Origin of the sequence: Burkholderia sp. MS455 (assembly GCF_016899445.1) — a bacterium.
GTDB classification, from domain to species: Bacteria; Pseudomonadota; Gammaproteobacteria; order Burkholderiales; family Burkholderiaceae; genus Burkholderia; species Burkholderia pyrrocinia_C.
Window position 1 is genome coordinate 2554467 of record NZ_CP041779.1, and the last position, 19705, is coordinate 2574171.

21 protein-coding genes are annotated in these 19705 nt (G+C 68.4%); 14 read left to right on the plus strand and 7 right to left on the minus strand.

Going from position 1 to position 19705, the window contains the following annotated elements; genetic code table 11:
- Nucleotides 1-41 precede the first annotated feature (41 nt).
- From kdpA to FPJ27_RS30910, 5 genes are all read right to left on the minus strand, one after another.
- Nucleotides 42-1847, minus strand: coding sequence for a potassium-transporting ATPase subunit KdpA (kdpA, locus tag FPJ27_RS30890; protein WP_204423964.1), 1806 nt, complete (start codon nt 1845-1847; stop codon nt 42-44).
- Complete coding sequence (kdpF, locus tag FPJ27_RS30895) at nt 1844-1936, minus strand: K(+)-transporting ATPase subunit F (protein WP_006752209.1); 93 nt, start codon at nt 1934-1936, stop codon at nt 1844-1846. Before kdpF ends, kdpA begins: the two co-directional genes overlap by 4 nt.
- A gap of 299 nt (nt 1937-2235) precedes the next feature.
- Nucleotides 2236-3210: a quinone oxidoreductase gene (locus FPJ27_RS30900; RefSeq protein ID WP_204423966.1), complete on the minus strand. Its 975-nt coding sequence runs from the start codon at nt 3208-3210 to the stop codon at nt 2236-2238.
- A gap of 176 nt (nt 3211-3386) precedes the next feature.
- On the minus strand, nt 3387-3779 hold the full coding sequence (locus tag FPJ27_RS30905; RefSeq protein ID WP_152856404.1) for a methylglyoxal synthase: 393 nt from the start codon (nt 3777-3779) through the stop codon (nt 3387-3389).
- 55 nt (nt 3780-3834) lie between these two features.
- On the minus strand, nt 3835-4614 hold the full coding sequence (locus tag FPJ27_RS30910; RefSeq protein ID WP_072440755.1) for an SDR family oxidoreductase: 780 nt from the start codon (nt 4612-4614) through the stop codon (nt 3835-3837).
- A 209-nt stretch (nt 4615-4823) separates the two neighbouring features.
- Here FPJ27_RS30910 and upp point away from each other — a divergent pair, with 209 nt between their 5' ends.
- From upp to FPJ27_RS30975, 13 genes are all read left to right on the plus strand, one after another.
- Nucleotides 4824-5474 carry a uracil phosphoribosyltransferase gene (gene upp / locus FPJ27_RS30915; RefSeq protein ID WP_034184848.1) on the plus strand — a complete coding sequence of 217 codons (651 nt, stop codon included), beginning with the start codon at nt 4824-4826 and terminating at the stop codon, nt 5472-5474.
- A 221-nt stretch (nt 5475-5695) separates the two neighbouring features.
- Complete coding sequence (locus FPJ27_RS30920) at nt 5696-6424, plus strand: YebC/PmpR family DNA-binding transcriptional regulator (protein WP_034184847.1); 729 nt, start codon at nt 5696-5698, stop codon at nt 6422-6424.
- A gap of 104 nt (nt 6425-6528) precedes the next feature.
- Nucleotides 6529-7809, plus strand: a complete 1281-nt coding sequence (gene purD, locus FPJ27_RS30925) for a phosphoribosylamine--glycine ligase (RefSeq protein ID WP_204423968.1) — start codon at nt 6529-6531, stop codon at nt 7807-7809.
- Between the two features lie 116 nt (nt 7810-7925).
- Nucleotides 7926-8849, plus strand: a complete 924-nt coding sequence (gene hemF / locus FPJ27_RS30930) for an oxygen-dependent coproporphyrinogen oxidase (protein WP_034184845.1) — start codon at nt 7926-7928, stop codon at nt 8847-8849.
- Nucleotides 8850-8863: 14 nt separating this feature from the next.
- Entirely contained in the window at nt 8864-9589 is a 726-nt protein-coding gene (locus tag FPJ27_RS30935; RefSeq protein WP_204426377.1) for a nicotinate-nucleotide adenylyltransferase, read from the plus strand.
- Nucleotides 9590-9593: 4 nt separating this feature from the next.
- Nucleotides 9594-10043 carry a ribosome silencing factor gene (rsfS, locus tag FPJ27_RS30940; RefSeq protein WP_204423971.1) on the plus strand — a complete coding sequence of 150 codons (450 nt, stop codon included), beginning with the start codon at nt 9594-9596 and terminating at the stop codon, nt 10041-10043.
- Nucleotides 10044-10062: 19 nt separating this feature from the next.
- Nucleotides 10063-10533: a 23S rRNA (pseudouridine(1915)-N(3))-methyltransferase RlmH gene (gene rlmH / locus FPJ27_RS30945; protein WP_006484265.1), complete on the plus strand. Its 471-nt coding sequence runs from the start codon at nt 10063-10065 to the stop codon at nt 10531-10533.
- Between the two features lie 51 nt (nt 10534-10584).
- Nucleotides 10585-11217, plus strand: coding sequence for a Maf family protein (locus tag FPJ27_RS30950; protein WP_204423973.1), 633 nt, complete (start codon nt 10585-10587; stop codon nt 11215-11217).
- Nucleotides 11218-11225: 8 nt separating this feature from the next.
- Entirely contained in the window at nt 11226-12695 is a 1470-nt protein-coding gene (gene rng, locus FPJ27_RS30955) for a ribonuclease G (protein ID WP_072440765.1), read from the plus strand.
- A gap of 126 nt (nt 12696-12821) precedes the next feature.
- Nucleotides 12822-13157 (plus strand): 50S ribosome-binding protein YggL, encoded by a 336-nt coding sequence (locus tag FPJ27_RS30960; protein ID WP_034184839.1) that lies wholly within the window; start codon nt 12822-12824, stop codon nt 13155-13157.
- A 393-nt stretch (nt 13158-13550) separates the two neighbouring features.
- Nucleotides 13551-14519: a PRC-barrel domain-containing protein gene (locus tag FPJ27_RS30965; RefSeq protein ID WP_204423976.1), complete on the plus strand. Its 969-nt coding sequence runs from the start codon at nt 13551-13553 to the stop codon at nt 14517-14519.
- The gene (locus tag FPJ27_RS30970) at nt 14516-15784 is read left to right on the plus strand and encodes an MFS transporter (protein WP_204423979.1); all 1269 of its coding nucleotides are present in this window, start codon (nt 14516-14518) and stop codon (nt 15782-15784) included. The genes FPJ27_RS30965 and FPJ27_RS30970 overlap by 4 nt, the downstream gene beginning before the upstream one ends.
- Before the next feature lie 41 nt (nt 15785-15825).
- Complete coding sequence (locus FPJ27_RS30975) at nt 15826-16392, plus strand: FUSC family protein (protein ID WP_072440770.1); 567 nt, start codon at nt 15826-15828, stop codon at nt 16390-16392.
- Nucleotides 16393-16440: 48 nt separating this feature from the next.
- Here the strand turns inward: FPJ27_RS30975 and FPJ27_RS30980 are convergent, their stop codons facing one another.
- The gene (locus FPJ27_RS30980; protein WP_204423981.1) at nt 16441-16815 is read right to left on the minus strand and encodes an RcnB family protein; all 375 of its coding nucleotides are present in this window, start codon (nt 16813-16815) and stop codon (nt 16441-16443) included.
- A gap of 92 nt (nt 16816-16907) precedes the next feature.
- Nucleotides 16908-18659, minus strand: a complete 1752-nt coding sequence (gene msbA / locus FPJ27_RS30985; RefSeq protein ID WP_239483397.1) for a lipid A export permease/ATP-binding protein MsbA — start codon at nt 18657-18659, stop codon at nt 16908-16910.
- A 225-nt stretch (nt 18660-18884) separates the two neighbouring features.
- On the opposite strand from msbA, the gene FPJ27_RS30990 reads away from it, so the two are divergent.
- Nucleotides 18885-19637, plus strand: a complete 753-nt coding sequence (locus FPJ27_RS30990) for a glycosyltransferase family 2 protein (RefSeq protein ID WP_204423987.1) — start codon at nt 18885-18887, stop codon at nt 19635-19637.
- The last annotated feature ends 68 nt before the right edge of the window (nt 19638-19705 follow it).

Genomic DNA, 19705 nt, shown 5'->3' on the forward strand with positions numbered 1-19705 from the left:
ATCTCTTCAGTCTTTTCAATGTGTGACCATGCGGGCGCGCGTCACGCGCCCAGCCACATCATCAGGTGCTCGACGCCAGGGCCGAGCGCAAGCGCCGGCACGTAGGTCAGCGCGCCCACCAGCAGCACGGTGCCGAGCAGCAGCACGACGAACAGCGGACCGTGCGTCGGCAGCGTGCCGCTCGTCACCGCGATGCGCTTCTTCGCGGCGAGCGAGCCGGCGATCGCCAGCACCGGCACGATCGTGCCGAAGCGGCCGAACCACATCGCGATCGCGGTCAGCCAGTTGTAGAACGGCGTACCGACCGTCAGGCCCGCGAACGCGCTGCCGTTGTTGTTCGCGGCCGAGCTGAACGCGTACAGGATTTCCGAGAAGCCGTGCGGGCCCGGGTTCGCGATGCCGGCCTTGCCTGCATCGGCGAGCACCGCGATCGACGTGCCGACCAGCACCAGCAGCGGCGTGAGCAGCACGACGATCGACACCATCTTCATCTCGTACGACTCGATCTTCTTGCCGACGTATTCCGGCGTGCGGCCGATCATCAGGCCGGCGACGAACACCGCGAGCAGCGCGAACACGAGCATCCCGTAGAGGCCCGAGCCGACCCCGCCGTAGACCACCTCGCCGAGCTGCATCAGCAGCATCGGCACGAGGCCGCCGAGCGGCGTCAGCGAATCGTGCATCGTGTCGACCGCGCCGCACGACGCGGCCGTCGTCGCGACCGTGAAGATGCCGGTCTGCGCGATCCCGAAGCGGGTTTCCTTGCCTTCCATGTTGCCGCCCGACTGCAGCGCGCTCGCCGACTGGTCGACGTGCAGCGCGGCGAGCGTCGGGTTGCCGCCCTGCTCGGCGCTCACCTCGACGCCGACCGCGACCGCGAACGCGACCGTCATCGCCGCGAGCACCGCAATGCCCTGCCGGCGGTCGCCGATCACGCGGCCGAACACGAGGCACAGCGCGGCCGGGATGATCAGGATCGCGAAGATCTGGATGAAGTTCGCGAACGGCGTCGGATTCTCGTACGGGTGCGCGGAGTTCGCATTGAAGAAACCGCCGCCGTTGGTGCCGAGCATCTTGATCGCTTCCTGCGACGCGACCGGGCCCATCGCGAGCGTCTGCTTCGTGAGCGGGGTCGGCACCGTCACCGGAGCGCCCTTGTCGTCCTTCACCGGGTTGCCCTGCGCGTCGAGCTTCGGCGCCGCATAGGTGCTCGCCTGCAGCACCGGCACGTCCTGGTACGCCTTCATGTTCTGGATCACGCCCTGGCTCATCAGCAGCGCGGCGACGATCATCGACATCGGCACGAGCACGTACATCGTCACGCGCGTGAGGTCGACCCAGAAGTTGCCGATGGTCTGCGCGGTGTGGCGCGCGAAGCCGCGGACCAGCGCGATCACGACGACGATGCCGGTCGCCGCCGACAGGAAGTTCTGCACGGTCAGGCCGAGCATCTGCGTCAGGTAGCTGACGGTCTGCTCCGGCGTGTAGTCCTGCCAGTTCGTGTTGGTGACGAAGCTGACGGCCGTGTTGAACGCGCCGTCGACCGTCATCGCGCCGAACTGCTGCGGGTTGCCGGGCAGGAAGCCCTGCAGGCGCAGCAGGCCGTAGAGGAACAATGCGCCGAGCGCGTTGAATGCGATCGTCGCGATCGCGTACTGCTTCCAGCTCATCTCGCTGCCGGCGTCGACGCCGGCGATGCGGTACAGCGCGCGTTCGAGCGGCCCGAACACGCGCACGACGCGCGAGCTGCCGTCCATCACGGCCGTCAGGTAGCGCGCGACCGGTACGGCCGCCGCCAGCAGCACGACGATGAACAGCAGCATCTGCAACAGGTTGTTCGCGTTCATTCGATGTCCTCCGCGCGCAGCAGCGCAAAGACGAGATACGCGAACAGCAGGGCTGTCGATGCGCCCGCCAGCCAAAGCATCCAGGTCATGCTCGCCCCCCGCGACCGTATTGCACGAGTTTCTCGCAACCGGCAACCAAACCGAGGATCAGCACGGTGAAAAGCACCAGGGCGCCGATGAATACCCCATCCATTTTTGTGTTCTCCGTCGTCGAAATCAGACGACTAGAACCTTATGGGAACGCACGTAAAGGACGGGTCAAAGGTATCGGGGCAGATATAAAAAACGTGTAAACGCGAGGCGGGAGAAAAACGGACGCGGGACGGGCGGCGCCGCAGCGCCGCCCGCGAAGGCGCGTGCCGGCGCGGCGCCGGCACGAAAGGAACGGTCAGGGAACGAGGATCGTCGAGCCGGTGGTCTTGCGCGCTTCGAGATCTTCATGCGCGCGGCCGACTTCCGCGAGCGGATAGCGCTGGTTGATGCTCGTCTTCACCTTGCCCGACAGGATCACGTCGAACAGCTCGGCGGCCGCGGCTTCGAGATCGGCGCGCTTCGCGATGTACGAGAACAGCGTCGGCCGCGTGAAGAACAGCGAGCCGCGCGACGAGAACTCCTTCGAGTCGATCGGCGGCAGCGGGCCCGACGCGTTGCCGAAGCTGACGAACAGCCCGAGCGGCGCGAGGCTGTCGAGCGAGCCGATGTAGGTGTCCTTGCCGATCGAATCGTAGACGACCGGCACGCCCGCGCCGTTCGTGATCTCCTTCACGCGCTGCGTGAAGTTCTCGCGCGTGTAGACGACCGGGTGGTCGCAGCCGTGCGCCTTCGCCAGCGCGGCTTTCTCGTCGGAGCCGACCGTGCCGATCACGGTCGCGCCGAGCGCCTTCGCCCACTGGCACACGAGCAGGCCGACGCCGCCGGCCGCCGCGTGGATCAGGATCGTGTCGCCGGCCTTCACCGGATACGTGCGGCGCAGCAGGTAGTGCGCGGTCAGGCCTTGCAGCATCACCGACGCCGCGTCGTCATAGCTGATGCCGTCCGGCAGCTTCACGAGCCGCTCGGCCGGCATCACGCGCTCCTGCGCATACGCGCCCGGCGGCTGCCCGACATAGGCGACGCGGTCGCCGACCTCGAGCGCGGTCACGCCGTCGCCGACGGCCGTCACCTCGCCAGCGGCCTCCATCCCGAGGCCGCCGGGCAGCGGCTGCGGATAGAGGCCCGTGCGGAAATACACGTCGATGTAGTTGAGCCCGACCGCGTGCTGCCGGATGCGGACTTCGCCCGCCTTCGGCGCGCCGACCTCGACATCGACCCACTTCATCACGTCCGGGCCGCCCGGTTGGTCGTATCGGATTGCTTTCGGCATCGTTTCGCTCCTCGTCTGTCAATCGGTCAGGAAAAATCCGGGTCGCCGATGCGCGGGCCGGACGATTCATGCGGGAACCGGGCGGCAGGTGCGCGTCGCGACGCACGATTCTCGCGCGTCGCCGCCGTCCATGCATGGCCCTGCCGCCGGCAGGGGCAATCGGGCGCAGCAAGCGCCTAGCAAACGTCCTGCATGTTCCGCGCCAGATCGTCGAGCAGCATCCGCGCGGTCGCGACGTTGGTCGCGACCGGCACGTCGTGCACGTCGCATGCGCGCACGAGCGCGGTGATGTCGGGATCGTGCGGCTGAGCGGTCATCGGGTCGCGCAGGAACACGACGATGTCGATGCGGCCGTCGGCCAGTTCCGCGCCGATCTGCAGGTCGCCGCCGAGCGGTCCCGACAGCTTGCGCTCGACCTCCAGCCCGTGCGCGGCCGCGATGCGGCCGCCCGTCGTGCCCGTCGCGACCAGCCGGCATTGCGCGAGCGTCTCGCGAAATTGACCCGCGAGCGCGACGATCTCGTCCTTCTTCGCGTCGTGCGCAATCAGTGCGATGCGGGGTTTGCTCATCTCCGGTTCCTTTGTCGTTTGGTTTTTGTCGTGATCGTGATTCGGCGAGCTCGCGTCAGAACGTGCCCGGATACGCGCCGCCGTCGAGCAGCCAGTTCTGCCCGGTGATATAGCCGGCATGTACGCTGCACAGGAACGCGCACGCCGCGCCGAATTCCTCGCGCGTGCCGAGGCGGCCGGCCGGGATGTCCTTCGTGCGCCGCGCGCGCATTTCGTCGACCGTCACGCCCTGCGCCTGCGCCGACGCCGCGAGCGTGGTCGCGATCCGGTCGGTGTCGAACAGCCCCGGCAGCAGGCTGTTGATCGTCACGCCCTGGCCGGCAACCTTGCGCGACAGCCCCGCGACGAAACCGGTCAGCCCCGAGCGCGCGCCATTCGACAGCGCGAGCACGTCGATCGGCGCCTTGACGGCCGAACTCGTGATGTTGACGATCCGGCCGAAGCCACGCGCGATCATCCCGTCGATGGTCGCGCGGATCAGTTCGATCGGCGTCAGCATGTTCGACTCGAGCGCGCGGATCCAGTCGTCGTGCGAGAAGTCGCGGAAGTCGCCCGGCGGCGGGCCGCCCGCATTGTTCACGAGAATGTCCGGCTGCGGGCACGCGGCGAGCGCGGCCGCGCGGCCGTCCGGCGTCGTGATGTCGCACGCGACCGCCGTGACCGACACGCCCGACGCCGCGCGGATCGCGTCGGCGGTGGCGTCGAGCGTGTCGCGCGTGCGCGCGACGATCACGAGGTTCACGCCCTCGGCGGCCAGCGCTTCCGCGCAGCCGCGCCCGAGGCCCTTGCTTGCCGCGCACACGAGCGCGGTCTTTCCTGCGATGCCGAGATCCATCGTCGATTCCCTGGTGGCGACGCGCGCCGATGCGGCCCCGAGTCGCGCCGGCGGGCGGGCGAACGGGCGTGCCCGGCACGCGGATTGTCGTGAGACGTCGATAATATCCGGATCATGCGACGCGCCTTGGTAAAATTGCGGCCATAAGCGGCGGCCGGCTTGCGCCCGCCACCGCACCGATCCCCTTTTGCCGCCAGGGCGCCCCCGTCATGAAACAGGACAGCCGTTTCCCGAATCTCTTCATCCTCGATCACCCGCTGATCCAGCACAAGCTCACCCACATGCGCGACAAGGACACGTCGACGCGCACGTTCCGCGAACTGCTGCGCGAGATCACGCTGCTGATGGGCTATGAGATCACCCGCAACCTGCCGATCACGACCAGACGGGTCGAAACCCCGCTCGTCGAGGTCGACGCGCCCGTGATCGCGGGCAAGAAGCTCGCGATCGTGCCCGTGCTGCGCGCGGGCATCGGGATGTCGGACGGCCTGCTCGACCTCGTCCCGTCCGCGCGCGTCGGCCACATCGGCGTATACCGCGCCGAAGACCACCGCCCGGTCGAATACCTCGTGCGCCTGCCCGACCTCGAGGACCGCATCTTCATCCTGTGCGACCCGATGGTCGCGACCGGCTATTCGGCCGTGCATGCGGTCGACGTGCTCAAGCGCCGCAACGTGCCGGCCGCGAACATCATGTTCGTCGCGCTGGTCGCCGCGCCCGAGGGCGTGCAGGTGTTCCAGGACGCGCACCCGGACGTGAAGCTGTATGTGGCTTCGCTCGACTCGCACCTGAACGAGCACGCGTACATCGTGCCGGGCCTCGGCGACGCGGGCGACCGCCTGTTCGGCACCAAGAACTGACGTGCCTGCGCGGCCGCGCGGCGCGCCGTCGGGTGTCCCGCGGCAGCCTGCCCGGCCGTTCGGCCATGCGCGGCGGCCCCGATCCGACGGTCGCCGCGTGATAAAATCTCGATCCACTCGACACGCGCGGCCCCGCGGCTTCATGCCCGCCGAAACGGCCGCCGATTCAACGACACATTGGCACAATCGCCCGCGCAGCGCGCCCGGGCACGGAGAAAGGTATGGCTGGTCATTCGAAATGGGCCAACATCAAGCATAAGAAGGCAGCGGCCGACGCGAAGCGCGGCAAGATCTGGACCCGCCTGATCAAGGAAATCCAGGTCGCGGCCCGCCTCGGCGGCGGCGACGTCAACTCGAACCCGCGCCTGCGTCTCGCGGTCGACAAGGCGGCCGACGCGAACATGCCGAAGGACAACGTCAAGCGCGCGATCGATCGCGGCGTCGGCGGCGCGGACGGCGCGAACTACGAGGAAATCCGCTACGAAGGCTACGGCATCAGCGGTGCGGCGATCATCGTCGATACGCTGACCGACAACCGCACCCGCACGGTCGCGGAAGTCCGCCACGCGTTCTCGAAGTTCGGCGGCAACATGGGCACCGACGGCTCGGTCGCGTTCATGTTCGATCACGTCGGCCAGTTCCTGTTCGCGCCCGGCACGTCGGAAGACGCGCTGATGGAAGCCGCGCTCGAAGCCGGCGCGAACGACGTGAACACGAACGACGACGGCTCGATCGAAGTGCTGTGCGACTGGCAGGAATTCTCGAAGGTGAAGGACGCGCTCGAAGCCGCCGGCTTCAAGGCCGAACTCGCCGAAGTGACGATGAAGCCGCAAAACGAAGTCGAATTCACCGGCGACGACGCGGCGAAGATGCAGAAGCTCCTGGACGCGCTCGAGAACCTCGACGACGTGCAGGACGTGTATACGAACGCCGTCATCGTCGAGGAATGAGATGCCGGCCGCCGTGCTCCTGTCGCGGCGGCGGCCCGACCGAATCCGCGGCCGGCGCGCCTGAGCGTGCCGGCCGCCCTGTTTTCTAGTCTGCGGGGAATCCCATGAAACTACTCGTCGTCGGTTCCGGCGGCCGCGAACATGCACTGGCGTGGAAGCTCGCGCAGTCGCCGCGCGTCCAGATGGTCTACGTCGCACCCGGCAATGGCGGCACGGCGCAGGACGAGCGCCTGAAGAACGTCGACATCACGTCGCTCGACGCACTCGCCGATTTCGCGGAACGCGAAGGCGTCGCGTTCACGCTCGTCGGGCCGGAAGCGCCGCTCGCGGCCGGCATCGTCAACCTGTTCCGCGCGCGCGGCCTGAAGGTGTTCGGCCCGACCCGCGAAGCCGCGCAGCTCGAAAGCTCGAAGGATTTCGCGAAGGCGTTCATGAAGCGTCACGGCATCCCGACGGCCGACTACGAAACCTTCTCCGATGCCGCAGCAGCCCATGCGTACATCGACGCGAAGGGTGCGCCGATCGTCGTGAAGGCCGACGGCCTCGCGGCCGGCAAGGGCGTCGTCGTCGCGATGACGCTCGAAGAGGCACACGCCGCCGTCGACATGATGCTGTCGGGCAACAAGCTTGGAGACGCCGGCGCGCGCGTCGTGATCGAGGAATTCCTCGACGGCGAGGAAGCGAGCTTCATCGTGATGGTCGACGGCAAGCATGCGCTGGCGCTGGCTTCCAGCCAGGACCACAAGCGCCTGCTCGACGAGGACCGCGGCCCGAACACCGGCGGCATGGGCGCGTATTCGCCCGCGCCGATCGTCACGCCGCAGATGCACGCACGCGTGATGCGCGAAATCATCATGCCGACCGTGCGCGGGATGGAGAAGGACGGCATCCGCTTCACGGGCTTCCTGTATGCGGGCCTGATGATCGACAAGGAAGGCAATCCGCGCACGCTCGAGTTCAACTGCCGGATGGGCGACCCGGAAACGCAGCCGATCATGGCGCGCCTGAAGAGCGATTTCTCGAAGGTCGTCGAGCAGGCGATCGCGGGCACGCTCGACACGGTCGAGCTCGACTGGGACCGCCGCACCGCGCTCGGCGTCGTGCTGGCCGCGCACGGCTACCCGGACGCGCCGCGCAAGGGCGACCGCATCAACGGGATCCCGGCCGAGACCGAACAGGCCGTCACGTTCCATGCGGGCACGACGCTCGGCGACGGCGACAAGCTCGTGACGTCCGGCGGCCGCGTGCTGTGCGTGGTCGGCCTCGCCGATTCGGTGCGCGAAGCGCAGCAGCATGCGTACGACACGATCAACCAGATCAATTTCGAAGGCATGCAGTACCGCCGCGACATCGGTTTCCGCGCACTCAACCGCAAGAGCGTGTGACGATCGCAACCGCCGCCCCGCCCTCGCGCGGCGGCCTCTCTGCCGGGGTTCGATAGAATGCCCGGCAGATGCCTTTTTTACGGCCCCCGCTTCGGGCGGGGGCACCCAGTCCAGACATGACCGATTCGACCTACGACGTGGCGCGCGTGCGCACGTACCTCCAGGGCCTGCAGGCACGCATCGCCGACGCGCTCGGCGCGCTCGACGGCACGCCGCTCGCGACCGACGCCTGGCAGCGCGGGCCGGCCGAGCGCCTGCGCGGCGGCGGCTGCACGCGGATTCTGGAAGGCGGCCGCGTGTTCGAGCGCGCGGGAATCGGCTTTTCCGACGTCGCCGGCGACGCACTGCCGCCGTCGGCGAGCGCGGCGCGCCCACAGCTCGCGGGCCGCGGCTTCGAGGCGCTCGGCGTGTCGCTCGTGCTGCACCCGCGCAATCCGTACTGCCCGACCGTGCACATGAACGTGCGGATGCTGATCGCGACGAAACCGGGCGAGGATCCCGTGTTCTGGTTCGGCGGCGGCATGGATCTGACACCGGTTTACGGTTTCGAGGACGACGCGCGCCATTTCCACCAGACCTGCAAGGATGCGCTCGACCCGTTCGGGGCCGAGCTCTACCCGCGCTTCAAGAAATGGTGCGACGAGTATTTCTTCCTGAAGCACCGCAACGAGATGCGCGGCATCGGCGGGATCTTCTTCGACGATTTCTCCGAGCCCGGTTTCGAACGCTCGTTTGACATGATGCAAAGCGTCGGCGATGCGTTCCTGCAGGCCTACCTGCCGATCGTCGAGCGCCGCGCCGACCTGCCGTACGGCGAGCGCGAGCGCGACTTCCAGGCCTACCGTCGCGGCCGTTACGTCGAATTCAACCTCGTGTTCGACCGCGGCACGCTGTTCGGCCTGCAAAGCGGCGGCCGGACCGAGTCGATCCTGATGTCGATGCCGCCGGTCGCGAACTGGCGCTACAACTGGCAGCCCGAACCGGGAACGCCTGAAGCACGCCTGTACAGCGACTTCATCGTGCCGCGCGACTGGGTCTGAGCCCGCGCGCCCCGCTGCCCCAAGAAAAGGACGCGTTTCTGGACACCACCGCCCGCCCCGCCCCGCTGCCGCGTCGTATCGGCTTGCTGGGCGGCACTTTCGACCCGATCCACGACGGCCATCTCGCGCTCGCGCGCCGGTTCGCCGAGCTGCTCGGCCTGACCGAGCTCGTGCTGCTGCCCGCCGGGCAGCCGTACCAGAAGCGCGACGTGTCGGCCGCCGAGCATCGGCTCGCGATGACGCGCGCGGCCGCGGATTCGCTCGTGCTGCCGGGCGTGACCGTGACCGTCGCGACCGACGAGATCGAGCACGCCGGCCCGACCTACACGGTCGACACGCTCGCGCGCTGGCGCGAGCGGATCGGCCCCGACGCGTCGCTGTCGCTGCTGATCGGCGCCGACCAGCTCGTGCGCCTCGATACGTGGCGCGACTGGCGCAAGCTGTTCGACTACGCACACATCTGCGCGTCGACGCGCCCGGGCTTCGAGCTCGGCGCGGCGCCGCCGGAGGTTGCGCAGGAAATCACCGCGCGGCAGGCCGGCGCCGACGTGCTGAAGGCCACGCCGGCCGGCCGCCTGCTGATCGACACGACCCTCGCGTTCGACATCGCCGCGACCGACATCCGCGCGCACCTGCGCGAATGCATCGCGCGCCATGCGCAAATGCCCGACGCATCGGCCGAACATGTACCGGCCGCCGTATGGGCCTATATTCTTCAACATCGCCTCTACCACACCTGATTCCATGGATATTCGCAAACTGCAGCGCGTGATCGTCGACGCCCTCGAAGACGTCAAGGCGCAAGACATCAAGGTGTTCAACACCAGCCACCTGACCGAACTGTTCGACCGCGTGGTCGTCGCATCGGGCACCTCCAACCGCCAGACCAAGGCCCTCGCATCGAGCGTGCGCGACAAGGTCAAGGAAGCCGGCGGCGACATCGTCAGCTCCGAGGGCGAGGAAACCGGCGAATGGGTGCTCGTCGACTGCGGCGACGCCGTCGTGCACATCCTGCAGCCGGCCCTGCGCCAGTACTACAACCTCGAGGAAATCTGGGGCGACAAGCCCGTGCGGATGAAGCTCGGCGGCGGCAAGGGCCAGAATGGCTTCGCGACGGCCAGCGAAGGCGACGAAGACGAGGAAGAAGCCGCGCCGGCCCGCCCGGCACGCAAGACGGCCGCCCGCCGCCGTTAAGTCGTCACGAATCGTCCCGATGAAGCTTTTCATCCTCGCGGTCGGCCACAAGATGCCGGGCTGGATCGCATCCGGCTTCGACGAATACACGAAGCGGATGCCGCCCGAGCTGCGCATCGAGCTGCGTGAGATCAAGCCCGAACTGCGTTCGGGCGGCCGCAGCGCCGAAAGCGTGATGGCGGCCGAACGGCAGAAGATCGAGGCCGCGCTGCCGAAGGGCGCGCGGCTCGTCGCGCTCGACGAGCGCGGCCGCGACTGGACCACGATGCAGCTCGCGCAGGCGCTGCCCGGCTGGCAGCAGGACGGCCGCGACGTCGCGTTCGTGATCGGGGGCGCAGACGGGCTCGATCCGGAACTGAAAGCACGCGCCGACGTGCTGCTGCGCATCTCGAGCATGACGCTGCCGCACGGGATGGTGCGCGTGCTGCTCGCCGAACAGCTTTACCGGGCGTGGAGCATCACGCAGAATCACCCCTACCACCGCGCATGACGTGTCGTCCTCGAGACGCGCGCCGCGCGCGCCCACCGAGATAACGACACCATGCCGTCCAGCACGTCCCCCGCGCTTTTCCCGATCCTTTACCTCGCTTCGCAAAGCCCGCGCCGCCAGGAGCTGCTGCAGCAGATCGGCGTACGCTTCGAGCTGCTGCTGCCGCGCCCCGACGAGGACGCCGAGGCGCTCGAAGCCGAACTGCCCGGCGAAGCCGCCGATGCGTACGTGCGGCGCGTGACCGTCGCGAAGGCCGAAGCCGCGCGTGCGCGCCTCGTCGCGAGCGGCAAGCCGGCCGCGCCGGTGCTGGTTGCCGATACGACCGTCACGATCGACGGCGCGATCCTCGGCAAGCCGGCCGACGCCGATGACGCGCTCGCGATGCTGACGCGCCTCGCGGGCCGCGAACACGAAGTCCTGACCGCCGTCGCCGTGATCGACGCGCGCGGCGAACTGCTGCCGCCCGCGCTGTCGCGCTCGTCGGTGCGCTTCGCGGCGGCATCGCGCGACGCATACGCGCGCTACGTCGAAACGGGCGAGCCGTTCGGCAAGGCCGGCGCGTACGCGATCCAGGGGCGCGCGGCCGAATTCATCGAGCGGATCGACGGTTCCCATTCGGGTATCATGGGTCTGCCCCTTTTTGAGACTGCGGCGCTGTTGCGTGCCGCGCGTGTCGCCTTCTGAATCCCACCATGAACGAAGAAATCCTGATCAACCTCACGCCGCAGGAAACGCGGGTCGCACTCGTCCAGCAAGGCGCGGTGCAGGAGCTTCACGTCGAGCGAACGCTGTCGCGAGGGCGGGTCGGCAACATCTATCTCGGCAAGGTCGTGCGCGTGCTGCCCGGCATGCAGTCGGCGTTCATCGACATCGGCCTCGAGCGCGCGGCGTTCCTGCACGTGGCCGACATCTGGCATCCGCGCCTCGCGGGCGAGCCGCAGTCGAACACGCCGCACCAGCCGATCGAGAAGACCGTGTTCGAAGGCCAGACGCTGATGGTCCAGGTGATCAAGGATCCGATCGGCACGAAGGGCGCGCGGCTGTCGACGCAAGTCAGCATCGCGGGCCGCACGCTCGTCTACCTGCCGCAGGAACCGCATATCGGCATCTCGCAGAAGATCGAGAGCGAGGCCGAGCGCGAGGCCGTGCGCGCGCGCCTGACGGCCGTGATCCCGCCGGACGAGAAAGGCGGCTACATCGTGCGCACGATCGCCGAGGATGCGACCTCCGACGAGCTCGCCGGCGACGTCGCCTACCTGCGCAAGACGTGGGCGACGATCGTCGCGCAGGCGCAGCGGCTGCCGGCGACGAGCCTGCTGTACCAGGATCTCGATCTCGCACAACGCGTGCTGCGCGATTTCGCGAACGACGACACGACGCGCATCCAGGTCGATTCGCGCGAGACGTACCAGCGCCTCGCGGAATTCGCGGCCGAGTTCACGCCGGCCGTGAGCCCGAAGCTGCACCACTACACGGGCGAGCGGCCGCTGTTCGACCTGTACAACATCGAGACGGAGATCCAGCGCGCGCTGTCGCGCCGCGTCGACCTGAAGTCGGGCGGCTACCTGATGATCGACCAGACCGAGGCGATGACGACGATCGACGTGAACACCGGCGGTTATGTCGGCGCGCGCAACTTCGACGACACGATCTTCAAGACCAACCTCGAGGCCGCGCACACGATCGCGCGGCAGCTGCGGCTGCGCAACCTCGGCGGGATCATCATCATCGACTTCATCGACATGGAGAACGCCGAGCATCGCGACGCGGTGCTGTCCGAGCTGAAGAAGGCGCTGTCGCGCGACCGCACGCGCGTGACGGTCAATACTTTCTCGCAGCTCGGGCTCGTCGAGATGACGCGCAAGCGCACGCGCGAATCGCTCGCGCACGTGCTGTGCGAGCCGTGCCCGACCTGCCAGGGCAAGGGGCAGGTAAAGACCTCGCGCACCGTGTGCTACGACATCCTGCGCGAGATCCTGCGCGAATCGCGGCAGTTCAATCCGCGCGAATTCCGCGTGATCGCCGCGCAGCAGGTGATCGATTTGTTCCTCGACGAGGAGTCGCAGCATCTCGCGATGCTGATCGACTTCATCGGCAAACCGGTGTCGCTGCAGGTCGAATCGAACCTGAGCCAGGAGCAGTACGATATCGTGCTGATGTAACGTTCCGCCCATCCGCCGCCGGCATCGCCGCGCGGCGCTTCGATGCGGCGCCCGGGCCGCTCGCGCATCCCGCGCCAGCGCCCGCCGCCGCCCTTTCACTTACCCTTTTCGCATTCATCACGCACCATGAGCCAAGGCCACAACCGCCGTCAGCGCAAGAAACTCCACATCGGCGAATTCCAGGAACTCGCGTTCAACGCGACCGCGCATTACCGCAACGAGATGACCGACCTCGAGCGCGGCGAACTGATCGACGCGTTCATCGACTTCGTCGAAGCGAACGGGCTGCTGACCGTCGCGTCCGCGGACGAAGGCATCGGCGCCTATGTGATCTCCGGCGCACCGCGCGGCACGACGACCGACGCCGATCGCGAGATCGTGCGCGGCTGGCTGGCCGCACGGCCGGAACTGACCGACGTCAAGGTCAGCGAATTCACCGACGCGTGGTATCCGGACGCCTGACTTTCCGGTTTCGCCCTGCATCGGGCAGCGCCCGCGCCGGCCCGCCATGACGGCGGGCCAGGCCGGCGCCTGTATGCCCCGCCTTCTCTTCGGCCTCCCTTACCCGTCTCCCGACACCCGCGCAACCGGCACCGGCTCGCACGATTCACGCCGTGTCGACCGTGACTACCCCCGATCAGGCGCCGCGGCCGCATCCTCGACCGTCATTCGGCATCCCCCGCCCCGCCGCCGATCCCTTCCTTTTCCCGACAGTCCGCCTCCAATCGGCCATCGAAATCGGTCCTGAAAGCAAGACACGTTAAACTCTCACCTCGCGTGGTGCGCCGCCCGCACCCGCCATCCATCGCCAGCCGCGTGCCCTCGGGCCGCCCCCGACCCATGGAGTGAGTGTCAATGAGCGGCGGACTTCCGTTTCCCGCATCCCGCAAGTCGTTTCCGTCGTCGACGGTCTTCCTGATTCTCGCCGCCGCCGTGCTGCTGTCCGGCTGTGGGCTGCTGCCGGTCCAGAATCCGCCCGCGCCGATCAGCGAGGCGCTCGTCGAGCCCGTCGAGGAAACCGCCGGCGAGCCGCTGACGATGCCGCCCGTGCCGGCGCCGACGCAGCCGGAGGAACCGGAAGCGCCGAAGAAGCCGCACCGCGAGGTGACGCGGCCGAAGCCGGTACAGCGCCCCGAATCGCCGACGCCGCCGCCTCCGCCGCCCGCGCCGCTCGTCGCGACGCGCGTGCTCGACCGCACCCAGATCCATGCGCTGCTCGACAGCGAAGTCGCTCGCCGCAACGGCAAGGTGATCGGCCGCGCGGTCGACATGGTCACCGACGCGAGCGGCAAACCGCGCGAGATGATCGTCAACCTGCAGGGATTCATGGGCGTCGGCGACCGCAAGGTCATCTTCCCGTGGAACATGTTCCGCTTTACGCCGGGCGGCAAACAGGAGCCGATCGTGCTCGACGTGCCGTCGGGCGACCTGCCGCCGGCCGCGCGGCCGAAGGCCGTGCCGCTGACGGGCTCCGCCGCGGCATCGCCCGCGACGCGGCTGCCGATGCTCGACAGCGACGTCGAGCGTCCGAACGGCACGAAGATCGGCCGCATCGTCGACGTGCTGATCGACCGCGCCGCGCAACCGCAGGCCGTCGTGCTCGACCTCGGCGGGCTCGTCAATACCGACCGCCGCTCGATCGCCGCGAACTGGGCCGCGCTGCGCTTCGTCACGCGCGACAAGGCGCTGCATCCGCAGCTCGACCTGAACGACGCGCAGATCAAGGCGTCGCCGCCCTACGCGGCCGACAAGCCGATCGTCGCGGTCTCGCCGCCGCCCCCTGCCGCCCCCGCGCCGGCTTCGTCTGCGAGTGCCACCCGATGACGATCAAGCATTCCGTCAGCGTTCGCAGTCTGCGGTCTCTCGACTGGCTCAACTTTTTCGTTGCAAACGTTCAAACCGGGTTCGGTCCGTTCATTGCGTCCTACCTCGCGTCGCACAAGTGGACACAGGGCGAGATCGGCATGGTGCTGTCGATCGGCACGATCAGCGCGATGGTCAGCCAGGTGCCGGGCGGCGCGGCCGTCGATGCGCTGAAGAACAAGAAAGGCGCGGCCGCGTGGGCGATCGCGGCCATCATCCTGTCCGCGGTGCTGCTCGCGTCGAGCCCGACGATCGTGCCGGTGATTGCCGCCGAGGTGTTCCACGGGTTCGCGAGCTGCATGCTCGTGCCGGCAATGGCCGCGATCTCGTTCTCGCTCGTCGGCCGCGCCGACCTCGGCGACCGGCTCGGCCGCAACGCGCGCTGGGCGTCGATCGGCAGCGCGGTCGCGGCGGGCCTGATGGGGCTCACCGGCGAATACTTCTCCGCGCGCGCGGTGTTCTGGCTGACCGCGGTGCTGGCGCTGCCTGCGCTGTTCGCGCTCGCGATGATCCAGCCGACGCACGAGGTGATTCCGCAGTCGTCGAAGCCCGACGACCACGGCGATCACGACGAAGCCGGCGAGCGCGAAACGCTGCTCGAACTGCTGCGCGACCGCCGGATGCTGATCTTCGCGGCGTGCGTCGTGCTGTTCCACCTGTCGAACGCGGCGATGCTGAACCTCGCGGCCGGCGAAGTCACGGCCGGGATGGGCGAGAACGTGCAGCTCGTGATCGCCGCGTGCATCATCGTGCCGCAGGCGATCGTCGCGATGCTGTCGCCGTGGGTCGGCCGCTCCGCGCAACGCTGGGGGCGCCGGCCGATCCTGCTGCTCGGCTTCTCCGCGCTGCCGGTGCGCGCGCTGCTGTTCGCCGGCGTGAGCAGCCCGTACCTGCTCGTGCCCGTGCAGATGCTCGACGGCATCAGCGCGGCCGTGTTCGGCGTGATGCTGCCGCTGATCGCGGCCGACGTCGCGGGCGGCAAGGGCCGCTATAACCTGTGTATCGGGCTCTTCGGCCTCGCGGCCGGGATCGGCGCGACGCTCAGCACGGCCGCGGCCGGCTACGTCGCCGATCACTTCGGCAACGCGGTCAGCTTCTTCGGGCTCGCGGCTGCAGGTGCGCTCGCGGTGCTGCTGGTCTGGCTCGTGATGCCCGAAACGCGCGTCGAGAACGGCGATGCAGCGGCCGACGAGCCGTCCGCCGCATCGCCCGAACAGGCGCATTGAGGCCGGCGCGCCGCCGTTACCCGCTTCTAGGCCAACTCATGATGGATACGATCAGGACACTCAACGAAGCCCGTCAGCAGATCCAGCAGTCGGTCTTCGATCTGTTCAAGGGGCTGACCTTCGGCGAGCGTTTCGTGCAAGGCGTGCTGATGGCCATCCAGGCCGTGTGCGGCGCGTGCCTCGCGTACACGATCGGACGTGCGCTGCACACCGAGCAGGCCGTGTGGGCGGCGGTCACCGCGATCGCCGTCACGCAGCACAACTACTCGGACACGATGTCGCTGTCGCGCGACCAGTTCGTCGGCGCGATGATCGGCGGCGTGCTCGGCTTCGCGGGCGCCGCGCTCGGCGGCGATCGCCTCGTCGCCTATGCGCTCGCGGTCGCGCTCACGATCGTCTGCTGCTGGTGCCTGAACGTCGGCAGCGCGGCACGGCTCGGCGGCGTGACCGCGACGATCGTGCTGCTGTTTCCGGGCAACGGCCCGCTGTGGGACATTCCGCTGATGCGGCTCGGCGAGGTGACGCTCGGCACCGTGTGTGCGCTGGGCGTGTGCTGGGGGATGTCGAGAATCGAGCGGCGCTGGTTCCGCCGCGCGACGGCAAAATGACGCGGTTGCCGGGCGCACGCCCGGCAACCGGATGAACGGCGGGAAACGTTACTCGCCGATCTGCAGCACGATGCCCGAGCCGATCTGCACGAGCAGGTGATCGCCGCCCACGCCGACCCAGTGATAGCCGCGCGGCGGCGGGCTCAGGTGGTAGCCGCGCCAGTCGTCGATCACGTACTGGCGGTCGCGGAATTCGCTGGGCAGCCGGTCGCCCTTGTGCCAGTCGCGGCGCGGCTGGTCGGCCCAGCGCGGCGGCACGTCGTCCTCGCGATGCATCGCCTGGCCGGGCGGCATGTGTTTCGGGCCATGGCCGCGATGCATGCCGTGGTTGTCGTGGTTGTCGTAATCCTGCGCCATCGCGGCCGGCGCGGCAAAACCCGCCGCGATCAGCGCGGCCAGCATCATGCAGTGCATCTTCTTCATCGTGCCTTCCCTCCGTGTTGTCACGTCGTAGCAAACGACCGGGCCTGCCCAATCAAGACTAGCACACCGGTTTGACGCGAACGGAACGCGCGTCACGCCGCCTGCTGCTGGTACTGGATCCGGTGCAGGTGCGCGTAGAGGCCGCCGTGGCGCAGCAGTTCGTCGTGGCTGCCCTCTTCGACGATCTTGCCGGCCTCGAGCACGAGGATGCGATCCGCGCGCTCGATCGTCGACAGCCGGTGCGCGATCACGAGCGTCGTGCGGCCTTCCATCAGCCGTTCGAGCGCGGCCTGCACGTGGCGCTCCGATTCCGAATCGAGCGCCGACGTCGCTTCGTCCAGGATCAGGATCGGCGCGTCCTTGTAGATCGCGCGCGCGATCGCGAGCCGCTGGCGCTGGCCGCCGGACAGCCGCATCCCGTTGCCGCCGACGAGCGTGTCGAGCCCGTCGGGCATCGCGGCGACCGCGTCGGCGAGGTTCGCGGCCTCGAGCGCGGCCTGCACGCGCGCGCGGTCGGGCGTCTGCCCGTATGCGACGTTCGCGGCGATCGTGTCGTTGAACAGCACGACGTCCTGGCTGACCATGGCCATCTGGCTGCGCAGCGCATGGATGTCATAGTCGGCGATCGGCACGCCGTCGAGCAGGATCGCGCCGTCCGTCGGGTCGAAGAAGCGCGGCAGCAGGTTCACGAGCGTGGTCTTGCCGCTGCCGGACGGGCCCGCGAGCGCGATCATCTCGCCCGGAGCGACCTTGAACGAAATGCGGTCGAGCGTCGGCCGCTCGGCCGCGCCGTAGTCGAACGACACGCCGCGAAACTCGATCTCGCCGCGCGCGTGCGGCAGCGGCCGCCCGCCGCCCTGGGGCTCGGCCGGCTCGTCGATCAGCCCGAAGATCAGCTCGGCGGCCGTCATCCCGCGCTGCAGCGGCTGGTTGACGTCGATCAGGTGCTTGAGCGGAGAAATCACCAGCAGCATCGACGTGACGAACGCGACGAAGCCGCCGACCGTCGTCTGGTCGTTGGTCGACTGCACGACCGCGATCGTGATCACGACCGCGAGCGCGATCGACGCGAGGAACTGCGTGAGCGGCTGCGCGAGACCGCCCGAGATCGTCATGCGCATCGCGTAGCCGCGCAGACGCTTGCTCATCGACGCGAAGCGGTCCATCTCGTACGCTTCGCCGTTGTGCACCTTGACGACCTTGTAGCCGCCGACCGTCTCCTCGACGATGTACGACAGCTCGTTGGTCAGCGTCTGGTGCTCGCGGTTCAGGCGGCGCAGGCGGCGGTTGATCTTGCTGACGAGCCAGCCGATGCCGGGCAGGATCACCGCGACGATCAGCGTGAGCCGCCAGTTCAGGTAGAACAGGTAGCCGAGCAGGAAGATCACCGTCAGCGAATCGCGCACGAGCGTGACCATCACGCCCGTCAGCACCGACAGGATCTGGTTGACCTCGAACACGATCGCGTTGATCACCGTGCTCGCGGTTTCGCGCTGGAAGAACGACGCGCCGGTATGGATCATCCGCTGGAACATCTCGAGCCGCAGTTGCAGCAGGATGCGGTTCGACACGTAGTTGAGCAGGTAATTCGATGCGTACTGCGATACGCCGCGCACGAGCGCGAGACCGATCACCGCGATCGGCACGTACCATTTCGCGCGGTCGCTGCCGTGCACGCCGAAACCGTGGTCGAGCAGCGGCTTGAGCAGCGCCGGAATGCCGGCTTCGGTGGCCGCGACGACGCCCATCGTCATCACGGCGAGCACCACGATGCCGATGAGCGGCCGGATATACGGCCACAGGCGCTTCAGGACCGTGACCGGCGAGGTGCCGGTGCCGTCCATCGGTTTGCGAAGAGTGTTCTGGGTTTCCAAGGCAATCCTTCTTGAGCCGCGATGCGGCGCCCGGCGCGTGGCCGCCCGGGATTTCGCCCCTGTCGGGCGGGTGCCGAAAAAGGCTCAACATTATAGCCGCACCGCCCTCGCCGGCACGGTCATGGCCGATGCGGCCGGCGGCCGGGCCGCGGGTATACTGCCGCTCACCGTTTTCTCCGCCCTTCCGACGATTTCATGGCTGAACCCTCCCTCGGCGTCGCCCTCATCGCCCTCAACGCGTCCGCGCGGCTCGCCCAGTGCCTCGATGCGCTGTCGTTCGCCGACGATGTCGTCGTCATCGACGGCGGCAGCACCGACGACACCGTCGCGATCGCGCGGGCGCACGGCGCGCGCGTGATCGTCGAGCGCGACTGGCCGGGCTTCGGCCCGCAGAAGAACCGCGCGCTCGACGCGCTCGGCACCGACTGGATCCTGTCGCTCGATACCGACGAAATCGTCAGCCCGGAGCTCGCGCAGTCGATCCGCGACGCGATCCGCGCGCCGGCCGCGCAGGTCTATGCGCTCGACCGGCTGTCGAGCTTCTGCGGCCAGTGGATCCATCACAGCGGCTGGTATCCCGACTGGGTGCCGCGCCTGTTCCGGCGCGGCACCGCGCGTTTCTCGGACGATCTCGTGCACGAGCGCCTCGTGTTCGATACCGCCGCGCAGCGCCTGCCCGGCAAGCTGATGCACTACTCGTACGAGGATTTCGAAACCGTCGTGCGCAAGCTCGACGCGTATTCGACGGCCGGCGCGCGCCAGCGCCGCGCGGCCGGCCAGCGCGGCGGCTTCGGCAAGGCGCTCGCGCGCGGCGCCTGGGCGTTCGTGCGCACCTACGTGCTGCGGCGCGGGTTCCTCGACGGTCGCGCGGGCTTCATGATCGCCGTGTTCAACGCGGAGACCGTGTATTACCGCTTCCTGAAACTCGGCCACGAACCGGTGCGCTGAGCGCCCGCCCCTGCGCGCCGCCGGCAAGCGGCCGGCCCGGCGTTACAATGCCGGGCTGCCCGCGCCGC